Raw genomic sequence first — 11,468 nt, 5'->3', positions numbered from 1 at the left:
TTTCTCATCTCTTCCCTTTATTTCAGCTCAGGCGAATCTTTTTTCAAAAGTGCAAGAGATCTTTTGCGGGCCTTTGCTCTGGTAATCCCTTCAGACAGGCGCGCGCTGTCTCGTTCTGTAAAATATGTTGCTAGCGCTTGTATGCTTGGATAGCGAAACAAGTCGGCGAGTGTGATCTCTTGTCCGAGAGTTTCCATAAGCTTTTGCCTTACCTCTATCAAAAGCAATGAGTGACCTCCTATATCAAAGAAGTTCTCATTGATGCTGACGGTATCGCAATGCAGCACTTCCCGCCAGATCTCTACTATTGTGTGTTCTAAAGCACTGTGGGGTGGTATCTGCGCCGAAGACAACGAAGCCTTAGAAATTTCCAAACGGGAAAGCGCCTTTCTGTCTACTTTGCCGTTTGGAGTCTGGGGGAAGCTCTGAAGAGCAACAACTGAGGTTGGTATTGCATAGTCAGGAAGCTTGCTGAGTAAAAATGTACGTAGCTCATGCTGTGAAACTTGCAGCTCACTTCTCGGAATTATATAAGCAACAAGGCGTTTGTCTGCTGGTCCATATTCCTTTGCTAACACAACTGCCTGTCTAACCATAGTGTGCTTTTGTAATGCGGCTTCAACTTCTCCTAGCTCGACTCGACAACCACGAATTTTTACTTGAAAATCACTCCGTCCTATAAACTCAATGCAGCCATCTTCTCGGTAACGAGCCTTATCGCCAGTCTTATACATACGCGAACCGGGAACAGAGCTGAAAAGATCAGGGATAAACTTCTCGGCGGTTAGAGTGCTTTCTCCATAATATCCTCGTGCAACCCCAGCACCACCAATATATAAATCTCCGACTGCTCTAATTGGTACCTGTTGTAACTGCTCGTTCAAAAGATAAATTGATGTGTTCGAGATTGGATACCCAATCGGTATCGTTTGTTGCTCTTCTTCCATACAAGGCCAGGCGGTAACATCAATGGCGGCTTCTGTTGGACCATAAAGGTTGTATAACTGCGCTTTCAATAGTTTTAAGCATGCCCGTTGAAGCTCAACTGGTAAAATTTCCCCGCTGCAAAATATTCGCTGTATACTCCTACATTGTTTAATATCCTGCTCTTTTAAAAAGGCATAGAGCATTGAGGGAACAAAATGAAGTGTTGTAATAGATTGCTGCACAATCAATGATAATAAATATCTACTGTCACGATGACCTTCTGGACGAGCCAGGATCAGCTGGGCTCCAGTGAGTAGAGGCCAGAAGAATTCCCAGACGGAAACATCAAACCCAAAGGGCGTCTTTTGAAGAACGCGGTCGGTTTCTTTCAGTTCATAAGTATCTTGCATCCACATCAAACGGTTGTATACACCGCTATGTGTATTCATTACACCCTTTGGCGCTCCTGTTGAACCAGAGGTATAAATAACATATGCCAGGTTATCGCTTACTACCTTGTAAGATGGATTTTCTTCCGTGTATTGCGCAATAGCATCCCGGTTCTTATCAAGGCAAATAAGCGGAAGCTTAATCTCTTCAAACAGAGGAATGAAACGCTCCTGAAGCAGAAGAAGTTCCATTTCAACATCTTGCAACATAGAGAAGAGCCGTGTCACAGGTAGTGTAGGGTCAAGAGGAATATAGACACCACCGGCCTTGAGAATACCCAATAATCCAATGACCATTGCGAGAGAACGCTCCATACATATCCCAACACGCATTTCTGCATGCGCCTCGAACATGTGCAAGTAGTGCGCTAACTGGTTTGCTCGTCTATTCAATTCAGCATAGGTTAGTTGCTGCTCCTCAAAAGCAACGGCGATAACATCTGGCGTTCGAGCAACCTGAGCTTCAAAAGCTTGATGCAAACAGATAGTGGAAGGATAGGAGCGAGCAGTTGCATTCCATCCTATAATCTGTTGTTGCTCTTGTGGCGTAAGCAATGGTAACTCAGTAAGCCTCTGTGTTGGATCAGCAACAGCACTTTCAAGAAGTAGCTGAAAGTGTGTAATGAGGCGCTGAATCGTCGTTTGTGTAAAAAGATCCGTATTATATTCCACGGTTCCTTTCAATCCTCGCTCACACTCTTCTAGCGAAAAGGTAATATCAAATTTTGCCGTTCCACTGTCGACAGTGAGAGGAGTCAAGCTCAACGCCGGGAGGGAAAAATCAGTTTCGTATGATTTTTGTAAAATAAATAAAATCTGCACAAGAGGGTTTCGGCTCAGGGCGCGTATAGGACGTATCAAATCTACGACTTGCTCAAAAGGCAGATCCTGATGCGCATAAGCTCTTAATAGAATCTCTCTCACTCGCTGCATCAGCACGCGCAATGGTGGCTTCCCTGCCAGATTCAAACGCAATGCCAACGTGTTGACAAAGCACCCTATTAAGTTGCCAATGTCTTTTCTTGCACGATTTACTGTTGGTGTACCAATAATAAAATCATTCTGAGCAGTATAGTTGCAAATAAGTATGGCAAATATTGATAAAAGGGTTACGAACAGTGTGCAGTTTTCTTTCTGGCTAAGTTCTTTACACCGTTGTAACAGGCGAGCGTCAAGCAGAAAGGGATATAGTGCTCCCCGAAAACGCTGCACCGGTAAACGAGGGCGATCAGTAGGGAATTCCAGTACACCGGGAGCATCGGAAAGATATTTTTGCCAGAATGCAGCATGGCTTTTAAAGTGCGTTTCTTGCAGATATTCTCGCTGCCAGCGTATATAATCCGAGTATTGAATAACCAGCTCTGGCAGCTTAGGGGTGGTATCTGTTACAGAACATGTATAGAGAATCTTCAACTCTTGCAACAGGATTCCCATAGACCAGCCATCAGTAATAATATGGTGCAGAACTAAGAGCAAAATATGCTCTTCTTCCCAAACTGCGAAGAGTGTTGCCCTCAAAAGTGGGCCTTGCTGGAGATCAAAAGGTGTACGAGCTTCTTTCTGAAGCAGCCTCGCAATGCTCTCTTCTTGTGCGGCAAGCTCATGCACGTCCCGTACCTGTATAGTGCATTCGAGTGAGGGTAAAATGCAGGAACGTAATTGTCCTTCTACCATGCGAAAAACAGATCGCAGAGTTTCATGGCGACGGATGATTTCGTTCAAGCTTTGCTGTAAAGCTGCCACTTGTAGCTTTCCTTGCATCTTAATCGCTACTGGTATTGAGTGTACTGCTTTTTCCGAGCTAAGTTGTTCAAGAAACCAAAAACGTTCTTGTGCAAAGGACAAGGGAGCCTCTATAGCTCCATATCTTTGTAAAGGAAGGGCCACTTTTTTTTGCTGAAGGCTATCTACAAGGTGCTGAGCAAGCTGGACAATGCAGGTTCCTTCAAGGAACTTCGTGACAGGAATTTCGATTTGAAAATCGTGTTCGATGCGATGCAGAAGTTCAAAAACCATCAGAGAATCCAGACCCAGGCTTGTAAGAGGCTTCTCTTTCTCTATCGTATGTGATGCAATACTTGCAATGTTGGCAATCTGAGTTTGAAGATACCTCTCCAAGAGAGTTTGTCTTGTGCTCTGTTCGTCATAGGATAAGACCATTTCACGGTTTAAAGTGAATACCTCTTCAGTAATAGTCTCATCTTGCAAAATACTGGAATAGAGTAGCGGGAGGCTTCCATCAAGGAAACCTTGATGGCACAGATAACGTTGCACCTTCCCACTTGAGGTTTTAGGTATGCGACCTGGTTTGAGTATCAGAACGGCATAGGCATGTATACCATGCTCTTCTGCAATTCCCTCTCGAATGCACTTAACCAGTTTTTTCATGTCTGTAGTACGGTATTGTCGCTTGATTTCACAGGCCAGAACCAGGTGCTCTGTATCCTCTCTCTCCAGAGCAAACGCTGCACTCGCACCGATCTGCAATTCCGGGTTGCACTTTTCTACAGTCTCCTCGATATCGGAGGCTGAGTGATTACGACCACGTATAATAATCAGGTCCTTTATCCTTCCTGTGATAAAAAGCTCACCAGCATAGATAAACCCTAGATCTCCTGTGCATAAAAAGTCTTTTTCTGGTATGTTTTCCTGATGTTGACCGAAGACCTGCTGAGATTCCTCGTTACGCTGCCAGTATCCCTGAGCTACACTTGGACCTGTAATCCAGATTTCTCCTATTTCATTAGCGGTACAAGGAGTCTTTGTTTCAGGATGAACGATAAGAATTTGTTGTTTATCTATTGGTTGTCCACACCCAACCAGTGTACGGGAACCCTTTGTGGCAAAAGCAACTTCACGAACGGAACCAAGAGAAAGCAATGCATTATCAAAGATACGAGGCTGTGGTGGATCAGTTTCCTTTCTCCCTGTAACAAGAAGGGTTGCTTCAGCCAATCCATAGCAAGGGTAAAAAGCTTGCCGACGAAAGCCATATGCGGCATATCGTGAGGAAAAGAGTTCTAATGTACTTGCTCGTACCGGCTCAGCCCCATTAAATGCTAAACTCCAGCTAGAAAGATTCAGCCCGTCTTTTTGTTCTTGAGATATCTTCTGTGAGCATAGCTCATAGGCGAAGTTGGGGCCACCACTCACCGTGGCGCGATAGCGTGAAATAGCTCGCAACCATCGCACCGGACGTTGCAGGAAAGCTGCCGGAGCAAATAGGACAACAGGGAACCCGCTATATAATGGCTGTAATATGCCACCGATAAGGCCCATATCATGATAGGGGGGCAACCAGATTACTCCTAGGCTATCCGCATGTGTTACAAATCCCCTTTGAATTTCTGCTAGATTGTGCAATAGATTGACATGGCTAACCATAACTCCTCGTGGAGTGCCAGTCGAACCAGATGTATATTGCAAAAAGGCGAGCGTATCCCTTTCCGGGCGAGGCGCATACCAGCCTGAGACACCCTGCTTGATGGTATCAGTAGGTATAACATGCGCCTTTTCAGTGTATTCAAGAAAGTCCAGGATATCCTGGACTTGTGATTGCATCACTGAAGTCGTTAAAACTAACGAGGGTGTTGCATCTTGTAAAATTGCCTTCAAACGAGCTACCATATGAGTTGATTTCGTAGTGGATACTGGATATGTAGGTACCGCAATAATTCCTGCTGATAAACATGCATAAAAGGCGATAATAAAGTCGAGACCAGGAGGATAGAGCAATAAGGCTCTACTGCCAGATTTCACAAGTTTTTGCAGATGGGATGCTAATACACGTACCCTTCGATTTAATTCGGCATAGGTTAGACGAAGCTCTACAGCTTCACCATCCTGTAAAAATATGTACGCAACTTTCTCTGGCTGACTTGCTGCGCGCTGATAGAAGATATCTATCAGCGTAGTATTGTTCTGAAAGGGAGGCTTAAAATCGTTCATAGAGTTGTACCTGAGCCCCTGAAAGCACTATGCTTCAACAGTGGCATCCTTTCCAGTTGATAGCGAGGGATGAAAACAAGTTTGAATATGTACGTTTGCGGCGTGCGGAGTAGCTTTGTTGGGGTATCTTCATCAAAGATGATGCATAATCGACCAGATCAAGAGATAGGACTGGTGCTAAACGTTCCTGGCCTATTAATCGTAGTGCGTAAATAAGGGGTACTAGCGTGAGTTAATCACACTTCTCTATTACAAAATTATCCATAACCAGTACGTCAAGTTCGCTGCGAGAAAATGTCGAGATAGCATCATCAGGGCTATATACTATAGGTTCTCCTGCTAAATTAAACGAAGTATTTATTAATGCCGGTATCCCAGTTGTTTGTCGAAAAGCAAACAAAAGATCCCAGAAAATTGTATTTGTCTCTCTGTGTACGACTTGAGGTCGAGTAGACTCGTCAATATGTACGACTGCTGGTAACAATCTTTGCATATCGCGACGAATATTATAAGCAGCAAGCATAAAATCTGAAGGATCAGATAAATTTATTCCAAATAAATCACCAATAGAATCTTCTAAAATGCTAGGAGCTAGAGGTCTCCAAATTTCACGACCTTTTAGCGCATTGATACGCGGCAGGTTCGCACGATTGCGCGGATCACCCAGGATGCTTCTTGCTCCAAGAGCCCGTTGACCCACTTCAGCGCGACCTTGAAACCACCCAACTAAATGCCCACTTTCTAGATGAGTTACAATACGAGAAATAAGTTCTCTATCAGTTAATTGATGTGCATGCATGCCTGTCGCCTGGATTGCTACACTTATTTCTTGTTGGGAATTTGGAGGAGCCCAGTAGGCATGATGCATACGAGGCATGATGCTTCGATTTGGATGTAGCTTGTGATCTACAACAAGAGCAGCACCTAAACTTACCCCAGCATCAAAAGGTACAGGAGGAATATAGAAGTCATTGACTAGTTTGGAGCGAGCTATACGACCGTTTAATGTACAATTCATTGCCACCCCACCTACCAGGATCAAATCGTTACATCCAGTCTCCTGACAAGCAACGCGTATAAGTTGCAGGACCACTTCTTCCAGCGACCGCTGAACAGATGCCGCGAAATTAGAGTACGCCATCACTTCTGTTTTGTCGCCCTGAGAAAATGGGTAATTATTCTGTTTAAAATAATCTCGTAAAAACTTTTGCTGCGCTTTTTGCTGTATCCTTTCCTCGTCAGGTGATGTAAAATCTGCAAACCTGTATCCATAGTGAGTAGTAGTAAGTGGTGTAGTTTGGTTGGGAAGACCATATGGTGCTAATCCCATAAGTTTTCCTGCATCCCAATGCGTGAATCCAGCCCAACTAGCACCCTCTTCATAAAAAGTTCCCAATGATTGCGCAATATCCCATGTATCTCGCAGCTCAATGCCAGCAGGAGTTCCCTTAGCAATTGTTGTTGACTCAGATTCTCCCTGTCCATCAATAACTAATATTGTGGCTTGCTCCAAACTGCTCGTCCAGAAAGCGCTAGATGCATGTGCTAGATGATGAGGAACAAAATAGAGAGGTGGCGTATGTGTGCGTGGTACACGATCTTTTGGTATGACCATTCCCAAGAATTCTTTTTCATTATAGGGAAGATTGCGAATCGCTCTTTTCTTAGGTATATCCCACCCGAAGGCCATAGCTTCTACTTCATCTAATGTAATACCAGCCCATTCAAGACAAGATATAATTGCATCAGTAGGCCATTCGTTCAATGCCCTTTTTTTTCGGCTCAAGCGTTCTTGCTCGATCATACAGAGTAATTGCCCATCTTTCAGCAAAGCGGCGGAACCATCATGAGAAGCCGAGTTTATTCCCAAAATATACATGTAAATATCTCCTTTTCGCCTCTTTACCCTTTAAATTGTTATGAATAATATTTTTTACTCTCTATCCCTGTATTTTGATAATCGCTGGCCCGACGCAAGTTGCATCAGATAATCACTCGCTGGATGTTCAACGCGTTGAATCTCTGCAATTACCGCTTCTAGATCATACTCAACCTGCCTTATTTCCAGTTGATAACCAGTGCTATCTGCCTCCAACATTGCATAACTTGCCCGTAGATCTGGGGTTGCGGGATTGCCCACGCTTCCCAAATTTACTACCCGTATGTTATCTACCTTACGATCCATCACCACATGAATATGCCCTGCTACTACCAGATCTGCACTACAACCGGCCAGTATATTGCGCAGTTCCTCATCGCTCTGTCTAGGGTGGATCCCTGGTCCATCGTCCATTCCTGGTGATGCGTGTACTCCCAGTAACCTGGTTCCATCAGGCAGTATTAATCTTTGTTCGAGCGGTAACTGTGCAAACCATTTTAATGTCCCAGAGGCTACCAGTACCCCCTGGGTCCATGCGATGCTACGTGCTAATGATAAAAAATCCGCCAGCAACTCGGGTTTTTGTTGTACATCCTCCAGTTTCCAGGGTAGATCTCCCGCAGAGACATAGCGATCTGTATTACCACGCACAAAACGCGTTTTTGGCAACTCCATTATCATTTTTGCGGCTCCCACCGCGTCGTATCCCAGCGCAACCATATCCCCCAGTACCCAATACTCTTCAGCACCGCCCATTGCACCAATATCTGCTATCACTGCTTCTAACGCTATTGGGTTCCCATGAATATCAGAGAAAAGAGCTATCTTCATACTGTTCTCTCTCCTTTGGGGTGAGACTCCTCTGTGCTTCGATAACACAAATATACTAAAAAGCCATTCAAATGATACTTTTTCTGAGAATGTGTCTTACTCCCATCAAACAGGGAACGGTGGAGCGAGCCTGGTTAACATGCCGATGCTAGCCGAGAGCGTGATGAAGGCCTCCGAGCTAGCTGGCAAGCCCTCGTGATCGCGACACAGTCGGCACCAGCGCGTGATCCAGGCGAAGCTGCGCTCGATGACCCAGCGCCGTGGGAGAGGACGAAAGCCCGTGGGAAACCGCTGGTCCCAGTCGACATCCTCTCCCTCAATAACCAGGAGGCCGCGTTTGGGCACACGTAGTGCCTTGACGGTCTGCATGATCCAGCCCAGATGCACCTTGAGCCAGGTAATGAAGTGCCCACCATAGTGGCTGTCTCCCCAAACCAGTTGCATGCGAGGGAAGCGGTCTTTCAATGGCTGCAGCAGCAATTGGCCTCCTTGCTGATCGGAGCAATCGGCTCCGGTCACTTTCACGCTCATCAGATGGCCCTGGCTATCGACGAGGGCATGACGTTTACGTCCCCACATTTTTTTTCCCCGCATCGTAGCCTTTCTCTGGGCCACGCACGGCGCTGGTTTTGATCGATTGGCTATCAATCGCGGCCGCAGACGGCTGAGGATCACGTCCCTGTTGCGTGCGCATCTGCCCCCGCAAGGCATCAAGCACCTGATCCCAGACCCCTTGCTGTCGCCAGATCCGGAAATAATGGTGCACGGTCTGCCAGGCCGGAAAGTCATGGGGGAGTGACCGCCATGGACAGCCGCTGCGCAACACGTAGAGAATCCCGTCGACGATCGCGCGCCGTTCGTGCAGGTAAAAGGCGGCATCCGGCTTGATCGCTGGGATCAAGGGTTCCAACAGCTTCCACTGCTCATCAGTGAGATTGGAGGGATACGCTCGATACAGTCGTGTCTTAAACATCGTGGCATGCTCCTTTCCAGTCACTCTGCCATACGTTCTATTCCCTCTTGTATCATCCCACAAGATAGTCGTCTCCCCAAGCTCGTCCACACCAAATATCCCTTTTCTCTTCTTTCTCCTTTTTCTCCGCTTCATCTACCTCATCTGCGAGTGGTCTTGCGCCCGATTACCAAGGGAGTAAGACACATTCTGAGACATCTGGTAGCCTGTCTACACCTGAAGCCAGGTCGTACTTTAGGGAATTCTCTAGAAAGGGGCGACAGAAAAGAAAGAAACGTCTTCCATTCCAGCCAGAGATATTGGTTTGAATGATTCAAGATCGGGGTTTAACTCACAGGGAGGAATGCGTTGCCATGTCAGGGGTGATCCCTAAACTGAATTGAACCCGATTGGCTATCATGGAGCATAAGCTACGACAGGATAGCATTTTTGACAGAGGAACGGCAAAGATGCGCTAAACCTACAAGATCCCTGTAGAGCGAAGCCTGATAATTGGTTTAGATCGCACGCATATGCAGTTAGCAGACTTGGTATGCATTAAGGTTAGCATCAAAATCTCTAATTGTCAAGCCTGCGTGTCAATGCTCCAAAAAGTCTTTGAATGCATTCGCGCTTCGTTTGCTTGCCTAACCACTATGAGAAAAAAACAAGAGATGAGGAAAGAAACCATTACCTCATTTGTTGTATCAAGCATGGGATAAGCCTATTTTCGTCTAACTTGACACGCAGGCTTGACAATTAGAGATTTTGATGCTAGCCTTAATGCATACCAAGTCTGCTAACTGCATATGCGTGCGATCTAAACCAATTATCAGGCTTCGCTCTACAGGGATCTTGTAGGTTTAGCGCATCTTTGCCGTTCCTCTGTCAAAAATGCTATCCTGTCGTAGCTTATGCTCCATGATAGCCAATCGGGTTCAATTCAGTTTAGGGATCACCCCTGACATGGCAACGCATTCCTCCCTGTGAGGTGTGAGAGCGCCACTATCATTACCCATTAATAAGCCTCTCCCATCGAAATCAAATGCATCATTGCTGGAACGGCTGAATTTAAGCATCTGACGGTTCTCCATCGTTGGCAACATCACACTCAATATCAATCAACTAGATAGATCTGTGTGGTCGGGAGCAAGCGTCCTGAGAGAAAGTTTCAGGCATCATCGTGCTCTCACACCCTTGATCTCATACTAGTTGATGGATGGACGTGGTTGGCAACAGCATTGACCCATGTTGAATAGTAAACAGGAGGAAAAATGACTTCAAGAGCATGGCAAATAGAGGTTTCGCCTATTCAAGAATTGACAATGCAAGCCAGGAGTATGAAAGATGTGGTGTCTTTCGGTTGGGGCGTTCCATCTTTTGTAACGCCACTGCACATTAGGGAAGCGGTTCAGAAGGCGCTGTTCGAGGATGCAGAGGCAGGTATATATAGTCCAGTACAAGGACTATTCGAGCTAAGAGAGGCTATCGCCGCAAAACACGCACAGCAAGAAGGTGTTGCACTTGATCCGCAGCGCGAAATTGTAGTGACTGTTGGTGCAATGGAAGGTCTCTTTGCAATACTGATGGCATTGGTGAATCCTGGTGATGAAGTAATTCTCACCTCTCCTGGCTTTGGACCACACGCTACGCAGGTGCTACTTGCTGGTGGAACGCCTCGATATGTGAAATTGCTTGAAGCAGATATGTGGAAACTAGATGTCGATCAAATAGAGCATGTGATCAACTCCCGGACAAAAGCAATCGTACTGGCTAACCCCTTGAATCCAACAGGCTGTATTCTCAAAGAAGCAACGCTTAGAGCGATTGCTGAATTATCTTTAAAATACGGATTTTATATTATTATGGATGAAACATATAGATTTATCACATATGATGATAAAGCAGTTTTTAATTTATTTCTCATTCCTGAAATAAGAAAAAAAATGATAGTATGCTATAGCTTCTCGAAAGAGTATGCAATGACGGGGTGGCGTGTTGGTTATTTGCTAGCCCAAACAGAACTGGTTCAACAGGTAGTAAAAATACACGATGCTATGGTTGTAAGTACTCCTAGAATTTCACAGATAGCAGCTCTAGCAGCACTACAGGGTCCTCAGCATTGTGTTACTTTTTTTAAAAATGAATTTGGAAAAAGAAGAGACCTGGTCTGTAAGAGGCTAGATAATCTGAATAAATTCTTTAGTTACTGTAGACCAGAGGGAACTTTTTATATCTTTCCCAGGCTACAACTATTTGATATTGATGCCATGCAGTTTGCTCTTGAGCTTCTTCACGAGGCACAAGTATGTGTTATTCCTGGTTGTGCTTTCGGTCCCGATGAGAACTTGCATATAAGATTGAGCTTCTCTATAGGGTTGGAAGACATACAGATAGGATTCGATAGAATCGAGCGATTTGTTTCCCTGTACGGCTAATAGATTGCTCTTGATACAAAAAGGTTAAAGGGAGGTTTTATACT

The 11,468-nt window shown here is 45.3% G+C and carries 6 protein-coding genes; 1 reads left to right on the top strand and 5 read right to left on the bottom strand.

Annotated features, from left to right (window positions below; all coding sequences use genetic code 11):
* Positions 1-17: 17 nt before the first annotated feature.
* From K3T83_RS37590 to K3T83_RS58660, 5 genes are all read right to left on the bottom strand, one after another.
* Positions 18-5,324 (bottom strand): non-ribosomal peptide synthetase, encoded by a 5,307-nt coding sequence (locus tag K3T83_RS37590; RefSeq protein WP_220208029.1) that lies wholly within the window; start codon positions 5,322-5,324, stop codon positions 18-20.
* A 232-nt stretch (positions 5,325-5,556) separates the two neighbouring features.
* Complete coding sequence (locus K3T83_RS37585; RefSeq protein ID WP_220208028.1) at positions 5,557-7,203, bottom strand: carbamoyltransferase family protein; 1,647 nt, start codon at positions 7,201-7,203, stop codon at positions 5,557-5,559.
* Between the two features lie 54 nt (positions 7,204-7,257).
* Complete coding sequence (locus K3T83_RS37580) at positions 7,258-8,034, bottom strand: metallophosphoesterase family protein (RefSeq protein ID WP_220208027.1); 777 nt, start codon at positions 8,032-8,034, stop codon at positions 7,258-7,260.
* 105 nt (positions 8,035-8,139) lie between these two features.
* Positions 8,140-8,613 carry a transposase gene (locus tag K3T83_RS58665; protein ID WP_220208026.1) on the bottom strand — a complete coding sequence of 158 codons (474 nt, stop codon included), beginning with the start codon at positions 8,611-8,613 and terminating at the stop codon, positions 8,140-8,142.
* On the bottom strand, positions 8,600-9,007 hold the full coding sequence (locus K3T83_RS58660; RefSeq protein WP_220208025.1) for an IS5 family transposase: 408 nt from the start codon (positions 9,005-9,007) through the stop codon (positions 8,600-8,602). Before K3T83_RS58660 ends, K3T83_RS58665 begins: the two co-directional genes overlap by 14 nt.
* 1,253 nt (positions 9,008-10,260) lie before the next feature.
* On the opposite strand from K3T83_RS58660, the gene K3T83_RS37565 reads away from it, so the two are divergent.
* Positions 10,261-11,424 (top strand): pyridoxal phosphate-dependent aminotransferase, encoded by a 1,164-nt coding sequence (locus K3T83_RS37565; protein ID WP_220208024.1) that lies wholly within the window; start codon positions 10,261-10,263, stop codon positions 11,422-11,424.
* Positions 11,425-11,468: the final 44 nt, after the last annotated feature.

Source organism: Reticulibacter mediterranei (assembly GCF_016587455.1).
This window is presented reverse-complemented; position numbering and strand designations above follow the sequence as displayed.

Excerpts from the sequence above, each read along its gene's own strand:
- K3T83_RS37585 (WP_220208028.1), bottom strand. The coding sequence starts at position 7,203 with ATGTATATTTTGGGAATAAACTCGGCTTCTCATGATGGTTCCGCCGCT.
- K3T83_RS58665 (WP_220208026.1), bottom strand. The coding sequence starts at position 8,613 with ATGTGGGGACGTAAACGTCATGCCCTCGTCGATAGCCAGGGCCATCTG.
- K3T83_RS37565 (WP_220208024.1), top strand. The coding sequence starts at position 10,261 with ATGACTTCAAGAGCATGGCAAATAGAGGTTTCGCCTATTCAAGAATTG.
- K3T83_RS37580 (WP_220208027.1), bottom strand. The coding sequence starts at position 8,034 with ATGAAGATAGCTCTTTTCTCTGATATTCATGGGAACCCAATAGCGTTA.
- K3T83_RS58660 (WP_220208025.1), bottom strand. The coding sequence starts at position 9,007 with ATGTTTAAGACACGACTGTATCGAGCGTATCCCTCCAATCTCACTGAT.
- K3T83_RS37590 (WP_220208029.1), bottom strand. The coding sequence starts at position 5,324 with ATGAACGATTTTAAGCCTCCCTTTCAGAACAATACTACGCTGATAGAT.